The organism is Mycobacterium shunyiense (genome assembly GCF_058270035.1).
Map to the genome: position 1 here is coordinate 240,366 of NZ_JBZDPT010000043.1, position 26,465 is coordinate 266,830.

Genomic DNA, 26,465 nt, shown 5'->3' on the forward strand with positions numbered 1-26,465 from the left:
CGCCATGACTGACGACGACGATCCCCCCGCCATCAGCCGGCGGCCGCACATCCTGCGGCTCGTCGCGTTCGCGGCGTTTCTGTTCGGCCTTTTCTATCTCGTGGCCGTCGCGCGCGTGATCGACGTCGACGACATCCGGGCCCTGGTCGCCTCGACGGGGCCCGCCGCACCGCTGGCGTATGTCGTGGTGTCGGCCTGCCTCGGCGCACTGTTCGTGCCGGGCCCGATCCTGGCCGCGGGCAGCGGGGTGTTGTTCGGTCCGGTGTTGGGCACCTTCGTGACCTTGGGCGCGACGGTGGGCACCGCGGTGGTGGCCAGCCTGATCGGGCGACGCGCCGGCCGCGACAGCGCCCGGGCTCTGCTCGGGGCGCAACGGGCCGATCGGCTGGACCATCAGATCGAACGGGGTGGTCTGTGGGCGGTGGTCGGACAGCGGTTCGTCCCCGGATTGTCCGACGCCCTGGCGTCCTATGCGTTCGGAGCCTTCGGGGTGCCGTTGTGGCAGATGGCAGTCGGGGCGTTCATCGGCTCGGTGCCGCGCGCCTTCGTCTACACCGCGCTGGGCGCGTCGATCGGTGATCTGTCGGCCCCGCTTGCCTACACCGCGATCGGGGTGTGGTGTGTCACCGCCGTCGTCGGGGCGTTCGCCGCCCACCGCGGCTACCGCTCCTGGCGCCGCCACCACTCCGGGGCCGATCAGGCCCCGGAGCAGACGCCCTGACCGCTACTTACCGAAGCCGGCGTTGCGCAGCGCCTCGGCCATCGAGCCCATCGGCTGATTCGAGTCCCGGCGGCCGGAGTTGTTGCCGCGGTTCTGATTTCGCCGGTCACCGCCGCGCCCTTGATTTCCGCGACCTTGATTACCGCCACCGTCACGACGGTTCTGGCCACCCTGGCCGCCACGATCGTTGCGGTCGGGTCGCTTTCCCTGCTGCGGAGTGTCGTTGAGCCGCAGGGTCAGTCCGATCCGCTGCCGCTCCACGTCGACCTCGACCACCTTGACCTTGACCACCTGGCCCGACTTCACCACTTCATGCGGGTCGGAGATGAACCGGTCGGCCATCGCCGAGACGTGCACCAGACCGTCCTGGTGCACGCCCACGTCGACGAACGCGCCGAAGGCGGCCACGTTGGTCACCACGCCCTCGAGCACCATGCCGGGCTTGAGGTCGGCGACCTTCTCGACCCCGGCGGCAAAGGTGGCAGTGGAGAACGCCGGCCGGGGATCACGCCCGGGCTTCTCCAGTTCGGCCAGGATGTCGGTCACGGTGGGCACACCGAACCGCTCGTCGGCGAAGTCGGCGGGCTTGAGCCCCCGCAGGGTGCGTTCGTCACCGATGAGCTCGGCGAGCGTGACGTTGGAACGGTCAAGGATGCGCCGCACCACCGGGTAGGACTCCGGGTGCACACCCGAGGCGTCCAGCGGATCCTCACCGTCGCGGATCCGGAGGAAGCCCGCACACTGTTCGAAGGCCTTGGGACCCAGGCGCGGAACGTCCAGCAGCGCCTTGCGGCTGCGGAAGGCACCGGCGCTCTCACGGTGGGCCACGATGGCCTCGGCCAGGGATTCGGTAACTCCCGACACCCGGGCCAACAGCGGCACCGAGGCGGTGTTGAGATCCACACCCACCGCGTTCACCGCGTCTTCGACGACGGCATTGAGGCTGCGCGCCAGCGAGCCCGGCGTCACGTCGTGCTGGTACTGCCCCACCCCGATCGACTTCGGGTCGATCTTGACCAGCTCAGCCAGCGGATCCTGCAGACGTCGGGCGATCGAGACTGCGCCGCGCAGGGTCACGTCGAGGTTGGGCATCTCCCGGGCCGCGTATTCGGACGCCGAGTACACCGAGGCGCCGGCCTCGCTGACCATGGCCTTCGCCGGCGCTTTTGCCCCAGCTGACCGGATGTCGGCGATCAGCTCACCGGCCAACGCGTCGGTCTCGCGCGAGGCGGTGCCGTTGCCGACGGCGATCAACTCGACGTTGTGCCGGGCGATCAGCGCCGCCAGAGTGGCCTTGGCCTGGTCCCACTGCTTCTGCGGCTGGTGCGGGAAGATCGCGCAGGTGTCGACCACCTTGCCGGTGGCGTCGACGACGGCAACCTTGACGCCCGTGCGGAAACCCGGATCCAGACCGAGGGTGGCGCGGGTGCCGGCCGGCGCAGCCAGCAGCAGATCCTTGAGGTTGCGGGCGAATACGGCCACCGCCTCCTCCTCCGCACGCTGCCGAAGCCGGATGCGGGCGTCCACAGCGGCCGAGATCATCAGCTTGGCGCGCCAGGCCAACCGCACAGTGGTGGTCAGCCATGGAGTGGCGGGGGCCTTGGCAGCCATGTCGATGCCGAGAGACTGCGCGATCATCGCCTGGTAGAGGTCGTCCTCACCGCCGTCGAAGTTGAGCGACAGTGCCTGTTCCTTCTCGCCGCGCAGCACCGCGAGCACCCGGTGAGAAGGCATGTTCTCGAGCGGCTCGGAGAACTCGAAGTAGTCCCGGAATTTCTGCGCAGCAGGGCTTTTCGCCGCCTCATCCGACCACGGGCCGGTACGCAGCGAGCCGTCTTTCCAGAATTTCTCACGGGTCGCGCCGACCAATTCGGCATCCTCGGAGGCCCGCTCGATGATGATGTGACGGGCACCTTCCAGTGCGGCGGCCGCGTCTGCGACGTCGTCGTTGAGGAACTCACCGGCCGCCTCGTCGGGCACCAGCGACGGATCGGCCAACAGCCGCTCCGCCAGCGGCTCCAGGCCGGCCTCCTTGGCGATCTGGGCCTTGGTGCGCCGCTTGGGCTTGTACGGCAGGTATATATCTTCGACCCGCGCCTTGGTGTCGGCGGCCATCAGGGCCGCCCTCAGCTCGTCGGTGAGCTTGCCCTGCTCCTCGATCGAAGCCAGCACGGCCTCCCGACGCTGGTCGAGCTCACGCAGGTAGCCGAGGCGTTCTTCGAGCGTGCGCAGCTGTCCGTCGTCGAGACTGCCGGTGACCTCCTTGCGGTACCGGGCGATGAACGGGACCGTCGCGCCCTCGTCCAGCAGCGCCACGGTGGCGACGACCTGCCCCTCGCCCACGGCGAGTTCCTCGGCCAGACGGGCAGTTACGGATTTGATGGTTCCGACGGTCACGCTCTGAGTCACGTCGGAGGACCCTACCGAATCGGACGGACAACACTCCGTCACCGCCGCGTGTGTGTCCGGCCACGAAAAAACGGCCCCGGATTTCTCCGAAGCCGCCTGAGGTGATGGTGGTCCCGGCTGGGTTCGAACCAGCGACCTTCCGCGTGTGAGGCGGACGCTCTCCCACTGAGCTACGAGACCGTGGGAACGACGTCGAACACTAGCACGCGTTTCCGGTCAGACCCGAATCGGTATCCACCCGATCGACTTGTTTGATTTGCCAAATATGCACGCCGATGCGGGCGTATGGTCACCCGTCATGGTTCACCTGCAGGTCCGCTGGCCGGCGGTCAGCGGCGCAGTTTTTGCTGCTAGTGCACTATTTTCCGGCTGCCACAGCGCCCCAGGCGCCATGACAGATCAGGCCCCGGTCGTAACGCCCAACATCCTGAGCGTCGCCGACCTGGTGAACCGGCAGGTCACGGGGCCGACGAGCTTCGACTCGCCGTCGGGCAACGTGCGGTGCTACCTCGATACCGCGACGGCGCGTTGCGACGTCATCGAACGTAACTGGGCTCCGCCCCTGCGACCGGCCAGTTGCGCGTTCGACTACGGCCACGGGATCACGCTGAGCCCCGGGCGCCCCGCGCAATTCGCATGCGCCGGCGACGCCGCGCCGCGCGCGGACCTCCAACTGGCCGACCGAGACTCGATCACCGCAGGAACGCTGCGCTGCGAGGGCACTGCGACAGGCATCACATGTCTCGACGTGAAGAGCCGCCACGGGTTCACCCTCTCCCGGCAGGCCTATCACCTGTTCTGAAACACCGTTTTTGGCCGCGCTTTGCCCTCCCGTAATGGGGATTTGTGTCTGCGCACGTCGGTGGACTAATGTTCTGCATCGCGACGGGCGACGATCTCGCTCGTGGCGCGCGGATGTAGCGCAGTTGGTAGCGCATCACCTTGCCAAGGTGAGGGTCGCGGGTTCGAATCCCGTCATCCGCTCGAAGGTGCGATTTGTGGCATCAACCCCAGTGGTGGAGTGGCCGAGTGGTGAGGCAACGGCCTGCAAAGCCGTGCACACGGGTTCGATTCCCGTCTCCACCTCCAAGAAGGTTTTCGACCCGCGCGATTAGCTCAGCGGGAGAGCGCTTCCCTGACACGGAAGAGGTCACTGGTTCAATCCCAGTATCGCGCACCACATTCTCTGCAGATGAGGCCCGGTTTCGACCGGGCCTTTCTTGTCTCTGTCACGTGTTCGACTTTCCTTGCGGCCCCCGATAATTCGCCAACACGCGGGGTGGCTTCAGCAATAATTCACAGGTGATCCCCGTCAGATACGCAGCGGTCGCCGCGACCCTGCTCACCGTCGCCGCGCCGATCGGGACCGCGCACGCCAGCGATGCCAGTTATATGGAGCGCCTCAGAGTCGACTTCGGCTTCGAACTCGCGCCGGACAAAGAGCAATACGCACTGAAAACCGGGCATTTCTTCTGCGACTTGATGCACGATGGGACACCCCGCGAGGATGTCGTGGGACTGTTCAAGGCGTACAACGATCAGCAGTCCCCGGAGCGTCAGGTGACCCTGGAGCAGATAAACGACCTGGTCGACGCGGCGCAACTCGAGCTTTGTCCCGACACGATCGACTAGGCGACTGATAACACTGTCGGACGTAGTGAGCCAATAAGGCAGTTCGTTCGATCACCTGATTGTTCGAACATATGATCGATCCGTGGGCGACATGCAGGCCATCGGCTACGGCGGGCAACCCGTCCGCGACGCGTTCCGCGTCGTGCGGCCACCCGCGCCCGTCCTGGTCGATCTGGTCGCTCTGTTCCCCCGCGAACCACACCTGGCGGGTCGCTACCACCCGTTGGGCATCCAGATGAGCAAGGTCGTCGAAGGCAAGCTGAGCTGCTGGGCGCTGTGCGAACAAGGCCAGTGGTGGGGCCTCGTCACCTACCCCATCCGTTTCGGAGCGAACGAAAAAACCGTGACCCACTGGATCCCCGCATGGGTACTCAAGCCTCATGAGGGACAAGGAGAAAAGGCTTCAAAAGGTCTTCGAAAGCGTCGCCGCCGAAGCTGATCAGAACGCTGCCGATCCGTACTCGACGGCATGTGGCCACACCTGCTGAAATGCGTACCCGTCCCAGATGCAGATCGATGACGGGGTGACGAACGCCGACCCATTCCAGATCTTCGGGGCGCCGTTGACGAACGCGGAGCCGTTCCACACCTTGAGGTCAGGCATCAGGGCACCACATAGAGCACGCCGGTTACCCCAGACGTGGGAAGCGTTCCGACGATGACGCTGCCCGCTGCGCCGGATTGAACAGCCCCGGTGACGCGGGAGTCGTTGCCCTGGCACGCCGTTCCCGCCGTCGCACCGTACGACACCGCCAGCGTGCGGTTGGCCGACAGGTCACCACCACCGGTCAGGCCCGTGCCCGCCGTGATCGTCGTGGCTTTGTCAGCTTTCCCTGACAACGCGGTGACCGCCGCGGCGAGGTCCGTGGTGTTCTGATTGACCGCGTCTGCAACGGCATTCTGATCCGACGCGGTGAACAAGTCACCGATGGTCCAATCATTTCTCAATGGCATGGTTGGCATCTTGGTCGGTGGCGCACAGCGAATCCTCGAAACCGGAAAACCTGACATCCGCAGCCACGCCTGGACCACACGTAAGTAGCAGCCGGGCGGCGCTTTTCGGCAAAGCTGCTGAACTCCTGTTGCCGCTCGGAGCGGGCACCTATGCCGGTGGGAGGGGCGCAGCGGGCGGAACGGCGGGCGGAATGGGGTTCGGGATGATCGCGCCGATCGCCGGCGGTGGCGCCACCGGAGGGGCGGGCGGCAGCGGAGGAGGCACCTCAGGGCCCGGCGGCAGCGGCGGGGGCAATTGCGGAGCGGGTGGCAACGGATCCGCAACCGCGGCAGGGTCGGCAATCGGGCTGCCCGGTGGAACTTCGTCGAGCCGGGTCGCGAGAACCGGCACGGTGATCACCGCACCTTGCAGCCCACACTCGTTGGACTGGATGGTGGTGGTTTGAGCGCCGGCCAGCCCGCCGTCCGGCTGGGGTGTCAAGGCCAACGCCGTATCCGTTGCCTGTGCCAGCCCGACGTTCGGCGCCTCGCAGGGCAGTGAGCCCCGCCCCGGATCACCCTGCCAAGAATCGTTGAGGAAGCGGAACACCGCCGTCATGCCGCCGCCCTCGAGGTAGGGAACGGCATGGTTGATGCTGTCCATGCGTGTCGAGGTCGTGACACATCCCGCCGGTGTACAGGCCGATCGGAATGCCCACCAGTAGCTCGCGATCTGGTTGCCCGCCGCGGGCCAAGGGCTGCCGTTGAGTGTGGCGTGGATGTTGTCGTAGTCGAGGCGGTACAGGCCGTCGAAGACCGGGCTGCTGGGCGCTGGGACGGCCGCTGCATTCGTGGCGCCGGCAACGGCTGTGCTCGGTGGTGGGCTCGGCTGCTCACTGGTTGCGGCGTCAGCCGATGGCCACAGCTGCCACATCCCGACGCCGGCGACGACGCAGACGGCGGCGGTCGCCGCTATGGGCACCCAGCCTGGCATCTGGGGTAACCGAAACCCGGGCTGGGGCGCCGAGGCGGCCGATGCCGGCGTCAAAGTCACCGCGGGCAACGGGGTTTCATCGGCCAGGGCGTGGGCAAAGGTGCCGCAGCTGACGAATCGGTCGGCCGGGTTCTTGGCCAGAGCTTTGGCCAGCACCGGATCGAGGTCGGCCAGCTCGGGCCGCATGTCGGCCAACGCCGTCGGCTTGGAGTTGACGTGGCGGCTGACGACGACAGCAGGATTGGGATGGTCGAACAGCTGCGTTCCGGTCAACAGGTGGTAGGCGGTGCAGGCCAGCGCGTACTGATCTGCGCGGCCATCGACGTCCTCCCCCATCAGTTGTTCGGGCGCGGCATAGCCGGGGTTGTCCGCAGCCTCGCCGTTGCGTGCGACACCGAGGTCGACCAGCACCGCGCGCGGCTCCGCATCACCATCGGCGTCGGTGACGATGATGTTGGCCGGCCCGACGTCGCGATGCAGGGAACCGTGCTTGTGGGCGTAGTCGAGCGCGCCGGCGACCGCGATGACGATGCGGAAAACCTGTTCGCGCGGCAGGCCGTCGGGGTACCGCTGATCGAGAAGACCAGCGAGATCCGTGCCGTCGACGAAGTCCCTCGATATCCAGAACTGACCGTCGTGTTCCCCGCGGCCACGGACCCTGGCGATGCTGGGATGCCACAACGCGGCGGCCACATCCGCCTCACGGTGAAACCGCTCCCGGTACCCGGGCTCGTCGGACCAGTCCCTGGGCAGCACCCTCAGCACCTCAGTGCCACGACGCCTCGGATGCTGAGCGACGTAGACCTCCCCCGCCCCGTCTGGCCCCAGCGGTCGAACGATCCGGAACACGGAGAACGTCTCATCGACGTTGAGCGCCATCCAGGAATCCTACGAACTGCACTCCGACGCCTGTCGCCGGCATCCGGATCACGACACCGTTTCGCGGGCCCGGACTGGTTACGTTGCCCCGCAATGCAAGTCAAACCGCGGGATTTGTGTCTGCGTGCGTCCGTGGGCTACTGTTCGGCTTCGCGACGGGCGACGATCTCGCTCGTGGCGCGCGGATGTAGCGCAGTTGGTAGCGCATCACCTTGCCAAGGTGAGGGTCGCGGGTTCGAATCCCGTCATCCGCTCAGAAGGTGCGATCAGCGCTTGACCGCGTACCGTTCGGTTGTCCAACGGCCCAGTTCTGTGCGCCAGGTGACCTCGACCTCGGTGTCTCCCGCGGCGGACAACACAACACCCAGGCTGACGGAGTCACCCGGATCCACCGAACTCACGGTTTTTTCGGCCGACCCCGAGGAGTTCGAAGCCTTTGCCGTCACCGAGCGAGCCTTGTCACGCCCCGTGTTCTCCACTCGCATGACACCGTCTTCGGCCCAGGCGACGCGCCACGCGACGAACGACTTCTCCGTGCCCAGCTCGCGACCGCGGGCCGCTTCCTCCATCGCCTGTCCGATGAGGATCCCGAGCTGAGCCTGGTTCACACGAATCCGCTTGGCGAGCACTTCGTTGCGCCACGCCACAGCACCGATCGCGAGCAAGATCGGCCAGAACAAGAACACCACGCCGACAATCCACCCGAACAGTCCTCCCACAAACGCGCAGACTACGCGAAGCGGCCGATCGCGTCCTGAATCCGCTGGGTCACTGCGGGATCCCAACCCTTCGGCGCGAGGATGTCGACCCACAGGTCAGCGGCATCCGGTCCGAACGCATGCCCATACCCGTAGGGCACGTCGGCGGAGAAAATCATGTCCAGCGTGACCTGCCAGAAGGTGACCAACGGTAGCCAGCGCATCCCCGGGTCCACATCGGGTCCCAGCGGTTCCCGCAACCAGTCCGGCCGGTGCAGCAGCAGGTCGAACGACCACCACGTGATCGGATCGCTGGCGTGCTGCCAGAACACCACACGCGGAAACTCCCAGTGCCCAGCGAGATTCACATCGGAGGTCCGGGAGGCGAAGCGGACATGGCGCCCTCCGTCGATCACCGGTAGTCGTTGCAGCGAGCCGGGATCCCTGTTGGCGGTGAGTCTCCCCCACGGCTGCGCGAAGTTGGGCGTTCCCACCAACAACGCGCCATCGGTGCGGCTGACGATATCGGCGCCGGAGGGGAACGCCGACTGGCCGCCGAACGAACCAAGGCTCTCCCCGAACACCACCAGTTTCGGCCGTTTGACCTCTGGCAGCGCCACCCAGACCCGGTGCACCGCTTCGAACAGTGCCTGCCCTGCCAGCGGTGGGGTCTCCCGGTCGGCGATGAAGGACAGCGCGCTGGGCAGGAACGAATACTGCATCGACGCGATCGCGGTATCCCCGCCGTTGACGTATTCGAGGGCGGCCGCCACATTCGGGTTCACCCAGCCGCGCCCGGTGGTGGTCACCACGGCCAGCACCTTGCGCTCGAAGGCGTGGGTGCGGTGCAGCTCGGCGATCACCTGCCCGGCGATGCCTTCGACGCTGTCGGCGGACGTGCGGCCGGCGTACACCCGGATCGGCGTACGTGCCGGCGCGCCGGTCACTTTCGAGATCTGTTCGACGTGGGGGCCACCGGCCACGAAACTTCGACCTTCGCGCCCGAGGGTGTCCCACGGCTGCGCCGATGCCGGCGACCCGGAACGCTCCGGCGCACTCGGTTGCGTCACGCCCTCCGCGGTGCTCTTGTCAGCCGCCTTCGCAGAGCGTTCGGCCAGGCTCAGCAGGCCGCGGTGCAGGGCGCCGTCGAGCCCCGTCACCACCAGCGTCACCACGATCACCACGGCAGCCAACCGGGCCACCGGGCCGGGCACGAACCGGCCACCGAAGTCAGTCAAACGATGGGTGGCCCAACGTAATCCACGCCCGATCGCCACAAGCGCCAGTGCGATCACCAGAGCGAGGAGCAGCACCAGGAGGTAGAACGACCGCTCGGCACGTGGCATGCCGATCAGGTCGCGCACGATCTGCTGCCACCACGACCCGAGCACCAGGAACGTCGGGACAACCACGGCGGCGGCACCGGCCAGTGTCCACCACCCGATCCGTCGGATGCGCACGGACCATTGCGGACTGATCCCGCAACGCCGCACGACCCATGCCGTCGCGCACCCCAACCCGTATCCGATCCCGACACTGATACCCGTCGCGACCCCCTGCAGGTACCACGCCCGCGGTAACAGAGACGGGCTCATCGACCAGGCGAAGAACAGCAGCGCGACGGCCAGTCCGACCGGATGCAGGGTGCGTGCCGCGGACGTCACGGGCGCCGGGATGGGTAAGTCCCGCAAGGCTCGCAGCACGAAGTACCGCCCTTCATCCAGATGAGTATCGAGACTGTAATGGACGGCGGGTTCCCCACCTGCCGGCTAAGGCTGGACTAACAGAATTCGCAGGCAGGGCGGGCGTTAGACTCGAGCGTGCCCAGGATCAGCGCCTCATCGGTCGAAGAACACCGCGAGCAGATCCAGCAGCGCATCTTCGAAGCATTCGCCGCCCTGATGACCGAGCACAGCTTCGACGCGATCACCATGGCCAAGCTCGCGGCCGAGGCCGGCATCGGACGGACCGCGATCTATCACCACTTCCCGGACAAAGAGTCGGTGGTGATCGCATTCGCGTCGCACGAGACGAGCCGCTACCTCGACGGGCTGCGCAACGCGCTGTCCGAGGTGAACGATCCCGTTGGGCGACTTAGGGTTTACATCCGGCACCAGCTCGAAGCCGGACAGGAATTCCACATGGGCATGGGCATGCAGCTGTATGGCGCATTGTCGAACGAGACCATGCTGGCCATCCGCGATCACGTGGTGGCGGTGGAGGACGTGCTGCGCGAGATCCTCGCGCAGGGTGTGGCCGACGGGAAGTTCCTCATCGACGACGAGGCCGCCACCATGTCACTGATCCATGCGTGCCTGGCGCCACGGCACCTTCCAGTAGCCGCCATCGAGCAGTTTGTCCTGCGCGCACTGTCCGCAAAAACGTAGATCCCCACGCCGCGCGACCCGGTGCTAGGTTTCCTGACAGATTGTCGGCATGATGTTGACAACCTGTCGTTAAAACACCTGGAGCCAGAGTATGCCGAGCGCCGTTGCCCCCGAGACCGTCCGATCGCTGTCCGTCGCCATGCGCGAGGACTCGCGAAGCGAGCACGAGGCCGCCGAGCAGTCGTCGTTCATGTCGGAGTTGCTCAGCGGGCGGGTCAACGGCCAGGGCTACGTTGATTACCTGCTGCGACTGCGCGCGGTCTATCGCACCCTGGAGGACACGACCCGAGCCCGACGTACCGACCCGGTCGTCGGCGCGTTCCATGATCCGATGCTGGAACGGTTGGCCACCATCGACGCCGACCTCGACCATTGGGCCCCGGGCACAGCACACGAGGTCGACTCCCCCGCCGCCCAGGCCTACTGCACCCGGATTGCCGAATCCGATTGGGGCGGAGCACTTCTGGCCCACCACTACACCCGCTACCTCGGCGACCTGTCCGGCGGCCAGGCCATCGGTCGAGTGCTCGACCGGTCCTTCGACCTGGACGGCGCAGGCCTGTCGTTCTACGAATTCCCGATGCGGGCCAAGCCGTACAAGGACGCCTACCGGGCCCGACTCGACGGTCTCGACCTCGATCAGGACGACATCGACCGCGTCGTCGACGAGGTCAAGGTGGCCTTCGCACTGAACCAGGCACTGTTCGACGAACTCACCGCCAACCTGCCCGCTTACCGCCGCTGACCCGCGCACACACCAACTGACGACTGTGTCGGCACATAGGAAGTTCATACCCCAAATCGGCAAAAGTTAGCTTATGCTAACCATACTTAGCCACTGGGGGAGCAAAGCGATCGAGAGGAGAACCGGGCCGCCGGCACGCGCTGCATCCCGGACAACGCGATGACTATCTGCACCCCTGTCCCCCCGTCGGCAAACGACGCCACTCCGCCCGTCCTGGGGGGGTCTGCGATGACCGCCCCCGTGTGGATGGCGCTGCCGCCCGAAGTGCATTCAGCTCTGCTCAGCAGCGGTCCGGGCGCCGGGCCACTGCTGGCGGCGGCCGGGGCATGGACCTCGTTGAGTACCGAATACTCCTCGGCCGCAACCGAATTGACAACGCTGATGGGTACGGTCCAGGCCGGGTCATGGGAGGGGCCCAGCGCCGATCGGTACGCGGCGGCACACCTGCCCTACCTGGTCTGGCTGGGCGCCACCAGCGCGAGCAGCGCACGGGTGGCCGCCCAGATCGAGACCGCGGCCGCCTCCTATACGGCCGCCCTGGCAGCGATGCCGACGCTGGCCGAACTCGCCGCCAACCGCACGACCCTCGGTGTGCTGGTGGCCACCAACTTCTTCGGGATCAACACCGTCCCCATCGCGGTCAACGAGGCCGACTACGTCCGCATGTGGATCCAGGCCGCGACCACGATGACCGTCTACCAGGCGTCCACCGAGGTTGCGGTGGCGACCGCGCCGCCGTCCACGGCGGCACCGGTACTGCTGGCGCCGGGGGTCGGGGAAGCGGGCTCCGGGTCGGCGACGATGATGCAGTCTGCCGCCGTGGCCCGGGCCGGCGAATCGGGCTCTTCCCTCAGCCTGAGCGATGTGCTCAGTTCGTACGAGGAGTTCATCGAGTGGATCAAGGCCAACGATCCGATCGGCAACTGGCTGGCCGAGCAGTCTGAGCATTTCTACGGGATGTACGACCAGCTCAGGGAATTCATTCTTGAACCCTGGCGGATCCCGCAGATCCTCGCCGAGATCATCGCCGACCCGTCCTTGTTGTTCAGCACCTACATCAACGTGTTCTTCCTGGGTGCGTACACGGCCGTCTTCGCTGTGCTGGGCACTCCGCTGTACGCCGCTGCGGTCGCGGCCGCGTCCCCGGCCATGCTCGGACTACTCGGGATCGTCGGACTGGCCCAGGCCTACGACATTCCGATCGACGCTCCGGCCGAGGAGATCGCCCGCGCCGAGCCGCCCGCAGTCGCCGCGTTGCCCGGCTCCGCGGCGCCGGCATCGGTGGCGGCGGGCGCCGCACCGACGCCCACACCCACCTCCGCGCCCGCCGCTCCTGCACCGTCAACTCCCACTCCGATGCCCGCCGGGACCGAGACCTCCCTGTATGCGGTGCCGGGCGGGGGCGCCGGATTCGGTCACGGCGCGACGTCGCGGTACAGCGCCACCGCCAAGGCCTCGGACTCCGTAGGCGCGTCCGCCGCGGCCGCCGCCACAGCCGCGGCGATCAACAAGCGCCGGTCGCAGGCCCGCAAGCGACGCGGCGGAACCGCCAAAGACCGCGGTTACCGCTATGAGTTCCTGACGGCCGACGGTGTCGCCGCACCGCCGCCCGAGCAAGCGGTCAACACGAGCGCCTCCGAGAGTGGGGCAGGAAACCTCGGATTCACCGGAACCGCAGTGAAATCGACGGTGGCCGGACCGGCCGGGCTGACCACGTTGGCCGACGACGCCTTCGGCGACGGAACGACGATCCCGATGGTGCCGGGCAGCTGGCAGCCCGAGGTGGACGCCGCGCCGGCGACAGAGGACGATGCCTAACCGATCCATGTTGAGGCGGTGAGTAATTCGTGAGAACCCGCGTGATCTTCCGTCCACGGCGCGCGACCTTCGGGAGGTCATGCCAATACTGGTGATTCCGTTGGAAGGGAGCACCAGGTGAGCAGTGACACCGCGCAGTCCTCCATATGGGAGAGCACGCTGCCGCACTTCTCCACCGTCGAAAAGCACGGCCACATCACCGTGCCCGTCGCCCGACCGTCAGAAACGCTGCGATTCTTCGCCGTCCTCACCTTCATCCTGTGGGTACCGGTCGCCGTCGGCGCAGCATTCTGGATTCACAGCATGCAGACCCACAACCCGTCGACCTGGTTGGGCCTCGCCGCGATCGTCGGCTCGTTTCTTCCGGCCATCCTCGCCGGCATCCTCGCCGACGAGGCCCTCGACACTTTCGGCCAGCGCAGTACCGCCAACCGGGTGGCCGTCATACCCGCCCTCACCGGCGTCGCGGTCGGCCTGTTGGGAGCCGCACTGTGGATAGGGGGTGTCACCGGCGGGGTCCTGGCGCTGGTCAGCGTGGTGTGCTCGGCCGCCGCGGCGGCCGCCACTGCGGCGGCGTGGCGGGGCATCGGCTATACCCGTCGCAGGCAAGACCGGCTGGCGGCCCTGCGCCGGCACGGTGTGCGTTCACCAGGCGAGTTGCGCAATGTGGAGTTCAAGCAGCGGTGGACTGCGGACGATCCTCAATTCACCGTCACCGTCGCGTTCGAAGGCCCGACCGGGCGCCGGGTGGTGACGGCGAACATGGTCGCCCATCACTCCCGGGTTCCGCTGGCCGGCTCACGCGTCGTGGTCTTCAGTGCGCCTCACGACACCGACGATGACGTCCTCATCGAACTCGACCCCGCCGAACCGCCCAAGTTCGACCGCGACCCCGGCGGCCGGTACCGCAAGCCGAGCGGAAGCTAGCCCTCGCGCCTGGCAAGCTCGCGCAGCACCAGATCGGTTGCGTCCCAATCCATGCACTTGTCGGTGACCGACTGACCGTAGGTGAGCGGCCGCGCCTCGGGTGACTGCGCCCCGGCGACCAGGAAGCTCTCCAACATCACTCCGCTGACCGGCAGCCCGTCACGCACCATCTGAGCGACCTCGGTGGCCACCACTGCCTGACGGACGTGATCCTTGCCGGAATTGGCGTGGCTGCAATCGATCACCACACGGCCGGGCAGACCGGCGCCGCTCAGCTTGGCCGCGGTCGAGGCCACCGCATCGGCGCCGTAGTTCGGTCCCCCGGTGCCACCGCGCAGGATCACGTGGCAGTCCTCGTTGCCTGCGGTGCTCACCAGCGCACCACGGCCCATATCGTCCATTCCGAAGAAGACATGTTGAGCGGCAGCGGCTTTCACGCCGTCGACCGCGACCTGGATGTTTCCGTCGGTGCCGTTCTTGAAGCCGACCGGCATCGACAGGCCCGACGCCAACTGGCGGTGTACCTGCGACTCGGTGGTCCTGGCGCCGATGGCTCCCCACGCCACAGCGTCGGCAATGTACTGCGGGCTGGTCGGTTCCAGGAACTCGCACCCGACGGGCAGGCCGATGTCGATGATGTCGAGCAGCAGACGACGGGCCACACGGAGGCCACGCGCGACGTCGTAGGTGCCGTCCATGCCAGGGTCGTTGATCAGACCCTTCCAGCCGATCGTGGTGCGCGGCTTCTCGAAGTACACCCGCATGACGATCTTGAGCTGATCCTTGAGCTCGTCGGCCACCTTCACCAGGCGGCTGGCGTACTCCAGCGCGGCTGCGGGATCGTGCACCGAACACGGACCGACGACGACCAGCAGCCGGTCGTCCCGACCTGCCAGGATGTCGGCGATCTCATCGCGGTCGCGGGCCACCCGCTCCGCGCGGCGCTCCCCCAGCGGGAATTCGGTCAGCACATCGTGCGGGCTGGGAATCGCGCTGAAACTGCGAACCCGTCGGTCCGATGTGGCTGGGGCGTTGGCGATCTGCGCCAAGTTCATTTTTGGGGGTGCCTTCCTGGTGGTGGGCACCTGCAAGAGTTCCGGCGCCCTGTAACGACGAAAGGCAGCGACCGATGGTCACTGCCTGGGCTCCGGGTGGATGCGTGCTTAGTGCTGCGCTTTATCGGCTCCGCCCGGAGCCTCGATAAAGCGCCAATAGCTGGCACATACGCCGATAGTCACGTCGGCCAGGTTACACCACGTCCGGCGCGACGCCCCAACCGGTGCGTTCACAACCGCCATTTGTGACCACGCCCTACGATCCTGGGCATGCCGCTCAGCCCCCGAATGCCCGAGCTGGCAGCGTTCGAAGTGCTGCTGGCGATCGCGCGTACCGGCAGCATCGGAGCCGCCGGGCGTGAGCTGGGTCTCACCCAACAGGCGGTGTCCGCGCGGCTGGCCTCGATCGAATCGCAGACCGGCGTGCGGCTGGTACAGCGCAGTCCCCGCGGTTCGCAGCTGACCGCGGCCGGTGCGGTCGTCGCCGAGTGGGCCGACCAATTGCTCGACGTCGCGGAGCGGGTGGACGCCGGGCTGGCCTCGATGCGTACTGAGAGCCGCGATCGCGTCACCGTCGCGGCCAGCCTCACCATCGCAGAACAACTCATGCCGCGCTGGCTGGTGTCGCTGCAGGCCGACGCGGCACACCGCGGAGTGAACGCACCCCAGGTCATCCTCACCGCGGCCAACAGCGATCAGGTGATCGCCGGCGTCCAGGACGGGTCGGCCGACCTCGGCTTCATCGAATCTCCAGGCGTCCCGACCGGACTGCACAGCCGGGTGATCGCCCGTGACGAGCTGGTCGCCGTGGTACCCCCGGATCACAAGTGGGCCCGTAGATCCGCCCCGGTCAGCCCCGTCGAACTCAGCGAGACACCTTTGGTGTCAAGGGAAATCGGTTCGGGCACCAGGGATGCCCTCAGTTCTGCGCTGCGGTCCGCGCTGGGCCCGTCGAGCCGGCAGGCCGACCCCGCGATCGAATTGTCGTCGGCAACCGCGATGCGTGCCGCGGTGCTGGCCGGGGCCGGGCCCGCCGTGATGAGCCGGCTGGCCGTCGAAGACGATCTCACCCTGGGCCGGCTGTGTGAGGTACCCGTCGCCGGACTGGATCTGCACCGGGAACTGCGTGCCATCTGGTCGGGTGGCCGCACCCCGCCGGCCGGGGCGGTGCGCGAACTGCTCAGCCACATCGCCTCGGCGCGTTGAGCCGGGCCAGGAACCGTCACGAAAACAACGCCGTGGTCGCTCCCGCTGCCGGATCGCGACCATGGCGTTGTTCTCGGTAGATGCGCTGACCTCAGCCGCGCAGTAGCCATCCGGTCCGCACCCCGCGAAGGGTGTTGGTCGCGACGGTCGCCCACGCGGCCAGCAGCACCACGTACAGGGCGACAGCCAGCCAGGAAATGGCGACGGCACCGGTGGCGACGCCCAGTGCTGATGCTCCCGTCACGCAGGTCCCCACCGGGAAGGTGAAGCTCCACCAGGTCAGGCTGAATGACAGCCCGCGGCGCGCACCGTGCACGGTGAGTGCCGTCGCGAGGCAGAACACAAACGCTCCGAAGCCGCCCATCACCAGGCCGTAGACGATCCCGAAGGCGTGCAGAGCAGAGACCGTGGCGCTGTCGGTGAGCACCGAGCCGGCATGGGCCGCCAGCAGATTGGCCGCGGTGATCGACTGGCCGACGACGCCGAGCACGATCCACACCGTCGGAATCGCCTGCACCTGGCTGAAGCCGCCGTGCATGAGCCGCGAATACACCATGGTGGTGGTGATCAGACCGGCCAGCAGGCTCAGACCGAACATGGCATAGCAGGCGACCAACAAGGTCATCCCCGCTTGTCCCGGACCGAGATGCGACAGCAGCAGGGCGCCGGTGGAGGCCGAGACCATCGGCGACACCACCGGCATCATCCAGGCCGGCACCGCCTCGACGTCGGTGTGATCCTCACGGGTGATCATCGCGTACGGAAGCCACAGACTCACAACCAATCCCAGCGCCGTACCGGCGATCCACAGCACTACGTCGAGGGCCAGCGCCGCGGACGGGCCGATGATGCCCGGCCCGAGCAGCAGCGCACCCGCTCCGACGGTGAGCAGCGCCATCGCCGGGGCACCGTAGAACTGCCCCATCACCTGGTGCCCGGCGTAGGCCTTCGCCTGTTCCCGATGACGGATCCAGTGCGTGGCGAACGCCGCGGTCAGGATCACCAGCACGGTGGCGGCGAGAATCCATACCGCAGTGGCGAACTCGTGCAGGCCCGACAGGTGCAGCGGCAGGGTGGCCGCCGCCGTCGCGACGATTCCGGTGCCCATCACCGAGGCGAACCAGTTCGGCGTGATGTGCCGGAAGGCCGAACTCGCACTGTCCAATTCGGCCAGCAGGGCGGTGTGGAACGGCCTTGCCGCGGTGTAAGTCGCCGTGTAGGTGGTCACCTCACCAATGCTGGTGGGTGCGACCGATCAGCGGTAGGTGCCACGATCTTGTGGCGCCACAAGCCAGGCTTGTGACTCAGACATATCGGTTCCGGCCGGCCAGCGCGCCCGCCACCATCTGCACCAGGTAGATGACCATCACCATGGCAAACGGCGCCGTCCAGCCGGCGGTCATGTCATGAAGCAGCCCGAACGAGAACGGACCCACGCCGGCCAGAAGATAGCCGAAACCCTGCGCCATGCCGGAGAGTCGCGCGGTGTCCTCGGCGTTACGCGCACGCAGAGCAATCACCGTGAGCGCCAACGAGAACACGCTCATCCCGATGCCCACGAAGAAGCTCCACAGCAGCGGCGCCGCACCGGGATCGACGAGCAGGCCGATCATGCCGATCATGCCGACCACGCCGAGCCCCACGATCCAGCCACTCTGGTTCTTCTGCTTGGCCGCCAGCGGCGGAACGATCAGGCTGATCGGGACGGCCAGGATGGACACCAACCCGAGCAGCAGGCCGGCGTCGGTCTTGCTGACCCCGCTGTCGATGAACACCTCGGGCAGCCAGCCCATGACGATGTAGGCCAGGAACGACTGGCAGCCGAAGAACAACGTGATCGTCCAGGCCAACGGACTGCGCAGCAGCGAGCGACCGGCAGTCCCCGACGAGGCCGCTTCGGTACGGGCCGTGCTGATTCCCCGCGCGCCCACCAACCAGAACAGCAGCGCGAGAATGGCCACCAGGGCCCAGGCACCCAACGCGCCCCGCCACCCGCCGAGCAGGGGCTCCAGCGGTGGGGTGACCGCAGAGCCCAGCGCCCCGCCGCCCTGCAGGGCCGCGGTGTAGACGCCGGTCATCAGTCCGATCTGGGCAGGGAACGAGCCCTTGATCACGACCGGGATGAGCACGTTGACCAGCGCGATGCCCCCAGTGGCGACCAGTGTTCCGCCGATCACCACGTACGGTCCGTCCAGCACCCGGGCCACCAGACCGACGCTCAGAATCATCAGGGCGACCGAGATCGCCCGGCCCAGGCCGATCCGGCGGGCCAGCCACGGCGCGGTCAGACCCGCCGCAGCGAAGCACAGCCCGGGCAGAGTGGTCAGCACGCCGGCCCACACGGCGGACGCGCCGAGGGTCTCGCGCATCTCCCCGAGAACCGGCCCGATGCTGGTGATCGCCGGGCGCAGGTTCAGCGCGGTCAGGATCACCGCCACGATCAGCAGGGCACCGCCCGCCGCCATCTGAGCCGGGCGGACCTCTACGGCACCGTCGAGCTCGAGCTCCAGATCATGCTCGTAACCGTTCAGCGTTTCCTTGCGCAGAGACCTACTCACCCGGTTATGATGCCATACATCCCATGATTGGATGAAAGGACTTTGAAGTGCCGCTCGCCACAACGCGACGCACAGGCCTCGTCGACCAGGTGATCGAGCAACTGCGCACGCTGGTCACCTCGGGCGAATGGCCGGTCGACAGCCGCATCCCCACCGAGCCCGAACTGGTCGAAGCTCTCGGCGTGGGACGCAACACCGTGCGCGAGGCGGTCCGAGCCCTGGCGCACAACGGCATCTTCGAAGTCCGGCAGGGCGACGGCACCTATGTGCGCGCCACCAGTGAGGTATCCGCGGCCCTGCGCCGGCTGTGCGGATCCGAGCTACGCGACGTGCTGCAGGTCCGGCGCTGCCTTGAGGTTGAAGGGGCCCGCCTGGCCGCCGTCGCGCGCACCGAACAGGACCTTGTCGAACTACGCGCCCACCTGGCACACACGGACACCACCGACCACGCGCAATTCACCCACTCCGACACCGAATTCCACCTGGCCGTGGTGCGGGCGTCGCACAATCCGGTACTCGTCGAGATCTACCGCGGGCTCCTTGAGGCGATCACCGCCAGCGTCGCGACGACGAGCGCGGGTCCCGGCGGGATGTTCCCGCACGACGATCTGGTCGACGCGATCGCAGCCGGCGATGTGGAACGTGCCGGGCAGGAGGCCGCGGGCTTCCTCGACGAACTGCTGGAGAGGTCCCCGGCTCAGGACTGCTGAGCCTCCCCCGCCTTCCAAGATTCCGACCAGTCCCACAATCCCGACAGCGCCGCCCCCAACCCGGCACCGGCGACCGTCAGTTCCCATGCCCCGGTTTCGTTCTTGACGACCAGTCCGGCCGCCAAGAGTTGTTGCAGCCGCTCCGACAACATGCTCGACGAGCAATTGCCCATGTGTCGGCGCAGTTCGAGGAATCCCAACGACCCCGGTTCGAGCTCCCAGATCACCCTCAACACCCAGCGCTGACCCAGCAGCTCCATGACTGCCAGCATCGGCGCATTCGCCGGGTCTTCACCACGACGGACAAACTCGGGCCCACTTGCGCTTCTCATTTAGAACCATCATATTGGTTCTAAATCAGAAGCACGGAGGCCTGTCATGAAAGTCGCGCTCGTCACCGGCGCAGCACGTGGGATCGGCGCCGAGGTCGCCCACCAACTCGGCGCGGCCGGCGTGCACGTGATCGTCAACTACCGCGAGAAGATCAAGCGGGCCAACGCGATTGTGGATGCCATCACGGCGGCAGGCGGCCACGGGTCCGTTGCGGGCGCGGATGTCTGCGATCCCGACGCAACCGCCGACCTGATCAATCACATCAGGGACACGTTCGGCCGCCTGGACATGTTGGTACTCAACGCTTCCGGCGGACTGGAGCGTGGCGCCGACGCCGGCTACGCGATGCGGATCAACCGCGATGCCCAGGTACGCCTGTCCGAACTGGCGCTGCCGCTGCTCAGCCCGGGCGGCCGCATCGTGTTCGTCACCAGCCATCAGGCCCACTTCCACGGGCAGCAGCCGGTTCCCGACGATTACCAGCCCATCGCCGCGAGTAAGCGCGCCGGCGAGGACGCGCTGCGCGCGATGCAGTCCCGTTTCGATGAAGCCGGAGTGTCGTTCGTCGTGGTGTCCGGCGACATGATCGAGGGCACGATCATCGTGCGGTTGCTGGCCCGCCGCGACCCTGATGCCGTTTCGGCCAGGCAGATTCACGGCGCCCTGCCCACCATCGAGGAGTTCGCCGGGGCGATCGTCGACGCCGCTCTCGAACCGGCTACCTCAGGTGACACCGTGTATGTCGGCGGTGCCGATTACGTCGCTGCCGCGCACCCCTGATTCAGAAGGGCGCATCCTCCACCCGCCGGGTCAACGGCAGCTGCAACAGCAACCGCGCGCCCCCCAGCGGGCTCTCCGTCAAAGCAGCTGTGCCACCGTGCAATTCGGCTTGCTGGGCGACCAGCGCCAGACCCAGACCGGATCCCGACCGCGACGCCGTGGATCCGCGGGCGAACCGCTCGAACACCTCGGCCCGCTCGACCTCGGGCACCCCGGAACCGTTGTCGTCGACCACGATCTGCACGTCGTCGGCCGAACTGACGGCGCTCAGCCTGATTTCGGTGGCGCCACCGTGCTTGACGGCGTTGGCGATGGCATTGTCGATCACCAGACGCAGGCCCGCAGGCATGCCCAGCATCAATACCGTCGGCGAGGGCATCAGTGTGGCCCGCAGGCCCGGATACGTGCGCAACGCATCGTGCGCCGCGCGGTCGAGCAATTCGGTGACATCCATCGGCACGAAGTCCTCGACCGTGGTCAGCTCCCCCTGCGCCAGTCGCTCCAGGGCGGTCAGGGTGCCCTCGATGCGGCTCTGCGTACGCATGACGTCCCCGATCACCTCCTTGCGCTGCTCGTCGGTCATGTCCAGTGTCGACAGCACTTCCAGGTTGGTGCGCATCGCGGTGAGCGGAGTCCGAAGTTCATGGGAGGCGACCGCGGCGAAATCACGGGCCGATTCGAGCGCGGCCTTGGTGCGCTCCTGTTCGTTGCCGATGCGCGCCAGCATGCCCTCGACCGCCTCGGCGATCTGCACGGCCTCACGCACACCGCGGACCTGTACCTCGTCGGGCTTGGACTGGGCGTTGATGGCGCGGGCCTGCTGCGCCAGCAGCCGGAACGGCGTGATCATCACCAACGAGATCATCCAGCCCACCACGATGGTGCTGCCGATGACGCCACCGCAGATCAGCAGGACACGCAGGTGCAGTTCGTCGATCCGGCGCTGCGTCTCGGCCAGTGGCGCACCGAGGGCGATGGTCGCGGGGCCGGCCGTGAAGGTGCGCACGCGGTACTCGACCCCGTCGATCGTCGTGTTCGTGTAACCGTTTTCCAGCCGCGGCAGGACGATGTCGCTGGGCACCGAGACGCTGACGCCACCGATGTGGGCGGTGCGGACGAGACCGCCGTCGTCGGGCATGGCCTTGTCCGCCGATCCCTGCTTCGTGGCGGTGAGCAGCGTGCTGACATCGCCGAGGCTGCTCAATGAATCGAGTCTCCGATCCAGCTGGCTGTACTGGTCGTTGGTCACGCCGATCCACACCCAGGTACCGAGCGTGATGACGGTGACCACCACCGACAGCGCACCCACGATGACGATCGTGCGCAACGACAACACGCGCATCACCGGCCGCAGCACGGGGCGCAGCAGCGTCAGGACGCGATCTTCGAGATTCACCGGCGCTATCTTGCCCGATCCGTGCGGACCGGCGCCGCGAGCACCGGACCGCCCACACCAATCATCGTCAACTCATGGTTGACGATGCCCTATCGTCAACCTACAGTTGACGCATGAGCAAACCCGTCACCATCTCCAACCCCGTCCGCCTCGACGACCTCATCGGTGCGATCAAGAAGGCTCATACCGAACCACTCGAGCAGTTGATCGATGCCGTGATCGCCGCCGATGCCCTCGGCGAGATCGCCGACCACCTCATCGGGCATTTCGTCGACCAGGCCCGGCGCTCCGGCGCGTCCTGGACCGACATCGGCAAGGCCATGGGCGTCACCAAGCAGGCCGCCCAGAAACGCTTCGTACCGAAAGTCCCCGATTTCGACCCGGCCGCCCTGGACCCCAACGCCGGATTCGGCCGGTTCACCCCGAGGGCCCGCAACGTCGTCGTGGTCTCCCAGAACACCGCACACGAAGCCGGCAACACCGAGATCACCCCCGATCACCTGCTGCTGGCACTGTTCGCCGAACCCGACGGCCTGGCCGCCAAACTCCTTGTCAGTCAAGGAATCACCGCCGATACGGCTCGCGCGACCATCACCCTGCCGCCGCCCGCCGGGACGGTCCCGGCACTGATCCCGTTCAGCGCCGCGGCCAAGAAGGCGCTGGAACTGACCTTCCGCCAGGCACTTCGGCTCGGCCACAACTACATCGGGACCGAACACATCCTGCTCGCCCTCGCCGAGGCCGAAGGTGAGGAGGGGCCCCTGCACCGACTCGGCGCCGACCCCGAACGGTTCGAGACCGAACTCGCCGCGGCCCTGGCGCCGTTCATCGCGAAAGGCCAGGACAGCGCCGGACAGTGAAACCGGGAATGAAAGCGCCCGCGCAACCGTAGAACCTGACGTGTTACTCAACGACGCCGCACGCGAACTCATCGGCGCGGGTGCCGATGCCACGCTGGTCACCTTGAATCCGGACGGGAGCCCACAGGTCACCCTGGTCTGGGTGGCGCTGCAGTCCACGCCGGACGGCGACGAGCTGGTGACCGCGCACCTGGCCGAGCACAAGAAGGTGCGCAATGTCCGACGCGACCCTCGCGTGGCCCTGACGATCATCGATCCCGGGCGGGTGGGCGAAGCGATGCGCCCCTACCTGGCGATCACCGGCACGGCCCGCATCGTCGAGGGCGGAGCACCAGAGCTCCTCAAAGAGCTGGCGCAGACCCTGGCCGCCCCCGATGTTCCGTTTCCCCCCAAGGACGCGCCGCCCGGTTGGCTCACCCGCATCCGGATCGACAAGGTCGGCGGCGTCGGCCCCTGGGTGTCCTGACCCATCCGGCTGTAACACGTTTCAATTTGTGCGATCATGCCTGGCATGCCTCGCTGGTTTGCGCTCCTGTTCACGGCTGTGGTCGCCGCCGTCGCCGCCCTGGTGGTTCCGCCGACGGCCTCGGCCGAAAGCGCCCCGATCGGCAACGTCGGCCAGACACTGCGGGTGGAGACCGACAACGGCATCGTCGCCGACGTCACCGTGCACGACGTGCTCGCCAGCGACGTACCTCCCGGCTGGGGCTGGAACGGCTCGCCGCGCTGGCGCGCCCAGGGCAGCCCGTGGCGGGCCCCGGTCACCGTGACCACCATCGCTGCACCCAATCCCTACGCGATGGCGCTGGCGTTCACGTTCAACGGCGTCACCCCCTACGCCGACGCCTATGTACCCAAACACACCGATGCGCCCAACCGGCTCGAGGCAGCGCTGCGCAACGCGCCCCCGGGAGCCACCGTCAACGGCGACGTCTACTGGGACGTCTACCGCGCACTGGTCACCAACGTGGTGTTGACCGATACCAAGACGGGCAAGCATCTGGCGCAGTGGAACCTGTGGCAGCCAGGCGCGCCCCTGCCTTGATGATCGCCCGTGCCACGGCGGCGGACCTTCCCGAACTCGCCGCGGTGGCGGCCGCCACCTTTCCGCTGGCCTGTCCCCCGTCGGTGACTCCCGACAACGTCGCCGCCTTCATCGCCGAGAACCTCTCGCAGGCCCGCTTCGGCGAGTACCTCACCGATCCGGACCGGATCGTTCTGGTGGCGCGTGACGGCTCGATCACGGGCTACGCCATGCTGATTCACGGTGTTCCCGACGACGTCGACGTGCAGCGGGCAGTGACGCATCGACCCGCGCTCGAACTGTCCAAGATCTATGTGCTGCCCGATCGGCACGGCGGCGGTGCCGCGCAGGCACTGATGACCGCGACGCTGCGGACCGCGACCGAATCCGGCGTCGGCTGCGTGTGGCTGGGGGTCAACCAGGAAAACCAGCGCGCCCAGCGCTTCTACGCCAAGAACGGTTTCACCGTCAGCGGCACCAAGACGTTCCGGCTCGGGACGGGTGTGGAGAACGACTACGTGATGGTCCGGCCCGTCTAGGGCGTTCGCTGCGCGGCAGCCGTCAACGCCAGCAGGCGCGAGGTGGCCCGCAGGTACTTCTTCCGGAAACCTCCGGCGACCATCTCGGGGCTGAAAATGGTGTCCAGCTTGGTCCCCGACGCCAGCACCGGAATACCCGCGTCGTAGAGCCGGTCGGTCAGCGCGACCAGTCGCAGTGCCACGCTCTGGTCCTCGATCGGGTGCACACCGGTGATGAACACCTCGGTGACATCCTCGATCAGCGCGTGATAGCGCGACGGATGCATGGTCGCCAGGTGCGCACACAGCACGTCGAAGTCGTCGAGGGTCGCCCCGACGATGCCCTCGGCCCGTTGCGCCACCTCGTCATCGGACAACGGCTCGGGCGCCGGCGGCAGATCACGATGCCGGTAGTCGGGCCCCTCGATCCGGACGGTCGTGAATATCTGGGCCAGCGTGTTGATCTCGCGCAGGAAGTCCTGGGCGGCGAACCGGCCCTCGCCCAACTGCTCGGGCAGCGTGTTCGAGGTGGCCGCGATCGAGACGCCGCGCTCCACCAACGCCGAGAGCAACCGCGAGATCAGTGTCGTATTGCCCGGGTCATCGAGTTCGAACTCGTCGATGCACACCACCGAATACTCGGAGAGCAGGTCGATGCACTCGTTGTAGCCGAACACACCGGCCAGCTGCGTCAGCTCGCCGAACGTGGCGAACGCCGTGGGGGCCTCCCCCTGTGAGAGCGTGTAATACGTCGAGGCCAACAGGTGGGTCTTGCCGACGCCGAACCCGCCGTCCAGGTACAGACCGACCCCGGGCAGCACCTCCCGCTTGCCGAACAGCTTCTTCTTGCCCGCCCGCCGAATCGCAGCCTGCTCGCAGAATCTGCGGCAGGATTCGACCGCGGCGGCCTGGGACGGTTCGGCCGGGTCCGGCCGGTAGCTGTCGTAGCTGACGTCGGCGAACGTCGGCGGCGGAATCAACTGTGCGACCAACCGCTCCGGAGTGACGGTGGGATGACGATCGGCGAGATGAGCGACGCCGCTGGACCCGTGCATTCAGGCAGCGTAACGACGTGCTCCAATTCAGTTCATGTCCGATGACATCGCCGGGACAGACCTGACCGTGCTGGGAAACGTCGACAAGATCGCCGACGGTCAGCTGGCTCAGTACTACGCCTACCCCGATGACCTGCAGCGATGTTGGGTCCGGGGCAACATGATCAGCAGTCTGGACGGCGGTGCCACCGAGGACGGCAAGTCCGGCGGGCTGGGCGGTCCGGGTGACCGGGCTGTGTTCAATCTCATGCGCCACTGCGCCGACGTCATCCTGATGGGCGCGGCGACGGTGCGGATCGAGAACTACTCCGGCGTACAGCTGTCGGCCGCCCAACGGCAGGAACGCCAGCGGCGCGGGCAGGCCGAGGTGCCGCCGATCGCCGTCGTCACCGCGTCGGCCGCGCTCGACCACGAAGCCAAATTCTTCAAGCGCACCGAGGTCCCACCGTTGATCCTCACCGCCACCCAGACCGTCGCCGATGCGCGTCGGCGGCTGGGCGGGGTCGCCGAGGTGCTCGATGCCTCCGGCGCGGACCCGGCCCGCGTCGAACCGGCCGTTGCGCTGCGAATCCTCGCCGAACGCAAGCTCTTCCGGGTGCTGACCGAGGGCGGCCCGTCGCTGCTGAGCCTGCTTATCGAAAACGATCTGCTCGACGAGTTGTGCCTGACCGTGGCACCGATCCTGGTCGGCGGGGTGGCTCGACGCATCGCCACAGGTCCGGGCCATGCGCACACCCGGATGCGGCCCGCTCACCTGCTCACCGACGACGAGGGCTACCTGTACACCCGCTACGTCCGCGGCTAGTTCCGACGAGCGCTTGCGCGAG

At 67.2% G+C, this 26,465-nt stretch carries 28 protein-coding genes and 5 tRNA genes; 20 read left to right on the forward strand and 13 right to left on the reverse strand.

The window, feature by feature from the left end; genetic code table 11:
* Window positions 1–4 precede the first annotated feature (4 nt).
* Window positions 5–721, forward strand: coding sequence for a TVP38/TMEM64 family protein (locus AC4ELS_RS24365; RefSeq protein WP_498884353.1), 717 nt, complete (start codon window positions 5–7; stop codon window positions 719–721).
* Between the two features lie 3 nt (window positions 722–724).
* On the opposite strand, the gene AC4ELS_RS24370 is transcribed toward AC4ELS_RS24365, so the two are convergent.
* Entirely contained in the window at window positions 725–3,130 is a 2,406-nt protein-coding gene (locus AC4ELS_RS24370; RefSeq protein WP_463792154.1) for a Tex family protein, read from the reverse strand.
* Window positions 3,131–3,235: 105 nt separating this feature from the next.
* Window positions 3,236–3,310 (reverse strand) — tRNA-Val (locus tag AC4ELS_RS24375).
* Window positions 3,311–3,521: 211 nt separating this feature from the next.
* Here AC4ELS_RS24375 and AC4ELS_RS24380 point away from each other — a divergent pair.
* The 6 genes from AC4ELS_RS24380 to AC4ELS_RS24405 all read left to right on the forward strand — a co-directional run bounded on the left by AC4ELS_RS24380 (window position 3,522) and on the right by AC4ELS_RS24405 (window position 5,201).
* A complete protein-coding gene (locus tag AC4ELS_RS24380) occupies window positions 3,522–3,932 on the forward strand; it encodes a hypothetical protein (RefSeq protein WP_499049646.1) in 411 nt (136 codons plus the stop codon).
* Between the two features lie 109 nt (window positions 3,933–4,041).
* Window positions 4,042–4,114: transfer RNA gene (locus AC4ELS_RS24385), tRNA-Gly, on the forward strand.
* Window positions 4,115–4,145: 31 nt separating this feature from the next.
* A tRNA-Cys gene (locus AC4ELS_RS24390) sits at window positions 4,146–4,219 on the forward strand.
* 16 nt (window positions 4,220–4,235) lie between these two features.
* Window positions 4,236–4,310, forward strand: a tRNA-Val gene (locus AC4ELS_RS24395).
* Between the two features lie 122 nt (window positions 4,311–4,432).
* A complete protein-coding gene (locus AC4ELS_RS24400; RefSeq protein WP_448446426.1) occupies window positions 4,433–4,762 on the forward strand; it encodes a DUF732 domain-containing protein in 330 nt (109 codons plus the stop codon).
* Between the two features lie 91 nt (window positions 4,763–4,853).
* Window positions 4,854–5,201 (forward strand): hypothetical protein, encoded by a 348-nt coding sequence (locus AC4ELS_RS24405; RefSeq protein WP_413784891.1) that lies wholly within the window; start codon window positions 4,854–4,856, stop codon window positions 5,199–5,201.
* On the opposite strand, the gene AC4ELS_RS24410 is transcribed toward AC4ELS_RS24405, so the two are convergent.
* From AC4ELS_RS24410 to AC4ELS_RS24420, 3 genes are all read right to left on the reverse strand, one after another.
* A complete protein-coding gene (locus AC4ELS_RS24410; RefSeq protein WP_165609738.1) occupies window positions 5,202–5,366 on the reverse strand; it encodes a hypothetical protein in 165 nt (54 codons plus the stop codon). It lies immediately after the preceding gene.
* Entirely contained in the window at window positions 5,366–5,716 is a 351-nt protein-coding gene (locus AC4ELS_RS24415; RefSeq protein WP_064879245.1) for a hypothetical protein, read from the reverse strand. The genes AC4ELS_RS24410 and AC4ELS_RS24415 overlap by 1 nt, the downstream gene beginning before the upstream one ends.
* A 148-nt stretch (window positions 5,717–5,864) precedes the next feature.
* Window positions 5,865–7,568: a serine/threonine-protein kinase gene (locus AC4ELS_RS24420; protein ID WP_448446422.1), complete on the reverse strand. Its 1,704-nt coding sequence runs from the start codon at window positions 7,566–7,568 to the stop codon at window positions 5,865–5,867.
* A 181-nt stretch (window positions 7,569–7,749) separates the two neighbouring features.
* Between AC4ELS_RS24420 and AC4ELS_RS24425 the strand changes: the two genes are divergently transcribed.
* A tRNA-Gly gene (locus AC4ELS_RS24425) sits at window positions 7,750–7,822 on the forward strand.
* Window positions 7,823–7,834: 12 nt separating this feature from the next.
* Here AC4ELS_RS24425 and AC4ELS_RS24430 read toward each other — a convergent pair.
* Complete coding sequence (locus AC4ELS_RS24430; RefSeq protein WP_448446420.1) at window positions 7,835–8,287, reverse strand: hypothetical protein; 453 nt, start codon at window positions 8,285–8,287, stop codon at window positions 7,835–7,837.
* A gap of 11 nt (window positions 8,288–8,298) precedes the next feature.
* Window positions 8,299–9,930, reverse strand: a complete 1,632-nt coding sequence (locus AC4ELS_RS24435; RefSeq protein ID WP_499049648.1) for an alpha/beta hydrolase — start codon at window positions 9,928–9,930, stop codon at window positions 8,299–8,301.
* Between the two features lie 156 nt (window positions 9,931–10,086).
* Between AC4ELS_RS24435 and AC4ELS_RS24440 the strand changes: the two genes are divergently transcribed.
* The 4 genes from AC4ELS_RS24440 to AC4ELS_RS24455 all read left to right on the forward strand — a co-directional run bounded on the left by AC4ELS_RS24440 (window position 10,087) and on the right by AC4ELS_RS24455 (window position 14,143).
* Window positions 10,087–10,653, forward strand: coding sequence for a TetR/AcrR family transcriptional regulator (locus tag AC4ELS_RS24440; protein WP_499049649.1), 567 nt, complete (start codon window positions 10,087–10,089; stop codon window positions 10,651–10,653).
* A gap of 91 nt (window positions 10,654–10,744) precedes the next feature.
* The gene (locus AC4ELS_RS24445) at window positions 10,745–11,398 is read left to right on the forward strand and encodes a biliverdin-producing heme oxygenase (protein ID WP_499049650.1); all 654 of its coding nucleotides are present in this window, start codon (window positions 10,745–10,747) and stop codon (window positions 11,396–11,398) included.
* Window positions 11,399–11,626: 228 nt separating this feature from the next.
* The gene (locus tag AC4ELS_RS24450) at window positions 11,627–13,216 is read left to right on the forward strand and encodes a PPE family protein (protein ID WP_448446414.1); all 1,590 of its coding nucleotides are present in this window, start codon (window positions 11,627–11,629) and stop codon (window positions 13,214–13,216) included.
* A 117-nt stretch (window positions 13,217–13,333) separates the two neighbouring features.
* Window positions 13,334–14,143 (forward strand): hypothetical protein, encoded by an 810-nt coding sequence (locus AC4ELS_RS24455; RefSeq protein WP_448446412.1) that lies wholly within the window; start codon window positions 13,334–13,336, stop codon window positions 14,141–14,143.
* Here the strand turns inward: AC4ELS_RS24455 and AC4ELS_RS24460 are convergent.
* Window positions 14,140–15,198, reverse strand: coding sequence for a 3-deoxy-7-phosphoheptulonate synthase (locus AC4ELS_RS24460; protein WP_064879231.1), 1,059 nt, complete (start codon window positions 15,196–15,198; stop codon window positions 14,140–14,142). The genes AC4ELS_RS24455 and AC4ELS_RS24460 overlap by 4 nt on opposite strands.
* A 270-nt stretch (window positions 15,199–15,468) precedes the next feature.
* Between AC4ELS_RS24460 and AC4ELS_RS24465 the strand changes: the two genes are divergently transcribed.
* Window positions 15,469–16,404 carry a LysR family transcriptional regulator gene (locus AC4ELS_RS24465; protein WP_064879229.1) on the forward strand — a complete coding sequence of 312 codons (936 nt, stop codon included), beginning with the start codon at window positions 15,469–15,471 and terminating at the stop codon, window positions 16,402–16,404.
* A 91-nt stretch (window positions 16,405–16,495) separates the two neighbouring features.
* Here the strand turns inward: AC4ELS_RS24465 and AC4ELS_RS24470 are convergent, their stop codons facing one another.
* Window positions 16,496–17,632, reverse strand: a complete 1,137-nt coding sequence (locus tag AC4ELS_RS24470) for a TDT family transporter (protein WP_498884395.1) — start codon at window positions 17,630–17,632, stop codon at window positions 16,496–16,498.
* 76 nt (window positions 17,633–17,708) lie between these two features.
* Entirely contained in the window at window positions 17,709–18,869 is a 1,161-nt protein-coding gene (locus tag AC4ELS_RS24475; RefSeq protein ID WP_064879283.1) for a CynX/NimT family MFS transporter, read from the reverse strand.
* A gap of 140 nt (window positions 18,870–19,009) precedes the next feature.
* Here AC4ELS_RS24475 and AC4ELS_RS24480 point away from each other — a divergent pair, with 140 nt between their 5' ends.
* Window positions 19,010–19,672 carry a FadR/GntR family transcriptional regulator gene (locus tag AC4ELS_RS24480; protein ID WP_463792145.1) on the forward strand — a complete coding sequence of 221 codons (663 nt, stop codon included), beginning with the start codon at window positions 19,010–19,012 and terminating at the stop codon, window positions 19,670–19,672.
* Here the strand turns inward: AC4ELS_RS24480 and AC4ELS_RS24485 are convergent.
* Window positions 19,660–20,004: a winged helix-turn-helix transcriptional regulator gene (locus AC4ELS_RS24485; protein WP_064879223.1), complete on the reverse strand. Its 345-nt coding sequence runs from the start codon at window positions 20,002–20,004 to the stop codon at window positions 19,660–19,662. The genes AC4ELS_RS24480 and AC4ELS_RS24485 overlap by 13 nt on opposite strands.
* A gap of 46 nt (window positions 20,005–20,050) precedes the next feature.
* Between AC4ELS_RS24485 and AC4ELS_RS24490 the strand changes: the two genes are divergently transcribed.
* Complete coding sequence (locus tag AC4ELS_RS24490) at window positions 20,051–20,785, forward strand: SDR family oxidoreductase (RefSeq protein WP_448449174.1); 735 nt, start codon at window positions 20,051–20,053, stop codon at window positions 20,783–20,785.
* Between the two features lies 1 nt (window position 20,786).
* Here the strand turns inward: AC4ELS_RS24490 and AC4ELS_RS24495 are convergent, their stop codons facing one another.
* Window positions 20,787–22,127 carry a sensor histidine kinase gene (locus AC4ELS_RS24495; protein ID WP_064879281.1) on the reverse strand — a complete coding sequence of 447 codons (1,341 nt, stop codon included), beginning with the start codon at window positions 22,125–22,127 and terminating at the stop codon, window positions 20,787–20,789.
* A 167-nt stretch (window positions 22,128–22,294) separates the two neighbouring features.
* Here AC4ELS_RS24495 and AC4ELS_RS24500 point away from each other — a divergent pair, with 167 nt between their 5' ends.
* Genes AC4ELS_RS24500 through AC4ELS_RS24515 form a run of 4 tightly spaced genes read left to right on the forward strand, consistent with a single transcriptional unit; the run spans window position 22,295 to window position 24,604 of the window.
* Window positions 22,295–23,041, forward strand: a complete 747-nt coding sequence (locus AC4ELS_RS24500; RefSeq protein ID WP_448449173.1) for a Clp protease N-terminal domain-containing protein — start codon at window positions 22,295–22,297, stop codon at window positions 23,039–23,041.
* A gap of 40 nt (window positions 23,042–23,081) precedes the next feature.
* Complete coding sequence (locus AC4ELS_RS24505) at window positions 23,082–23,507, forward strand: PPOX class F420-dependent oxidoreductase (protein WP_064879217.1); 426 nt, start codon at window positions 23,082–23,084, stop codon at window positions 23,505–23,507.
* 45 nt (window positions 23,508–23,552) lie between these two features.
* A complete protein-coding gene (locus tag AC4ELS_RS24510; RefSeq protein ID WP_498884400.1) occupies window positions 23,553–24,086 on the forward strand; it encodes a hypothetical protein in 534 nt (177 codons plus the stop codon).
* Complete coding sequence (locus AC4ELS_RS24515; protein WP_499049652.1) at window positions 24,086–24,604, forward strand: GNAT family N-acetyltransferase; 519 nt, start codon at window positions 24,086–24,088, stop codon at window positions 24,602–24,604. Before AC4ELS_RS24510 ends, AC4ELS_RS24515 begins: the two co-directional genes overlap by 1 nt.
* Here the strand turns inward: AC4ELS_RS24515 and zapE are convergent.
* Complete coding sequence (gene zapE / locus AC4ELS_RS24520) at window positions 24,601–25,638, reverse strand: cell division protein ZapE (RefSeq protein ID WP_498884403.1); 1,038 nt, start codon at window positions 25,636–25,638, stop codon at window positions 24,601–24,603. The two genes, AC4ELS_RS24515 and zapE, sit on opposite strands and share 4 nt — an antisense overlap.
* A 34-nt stretch (window positions 25,639–25,672) precedes the next feature.
* Here zapE and AC4ELS_RS24525 point away from each other — a divergent pair, with 34 nt between their 5' ends.
* A complete protein-coding gene (locus AC4ELS_RS24525) occupies window positions 25,673–26,443 on the forward strand; it encodes a pyrimidine reductase family protein (RefSeq protein ID WP_064879208.1) in 771 nt (256 codons plus the stop codon).
* Window positions 26,444–26,465 lie beyond the last annotated feature (22 nt).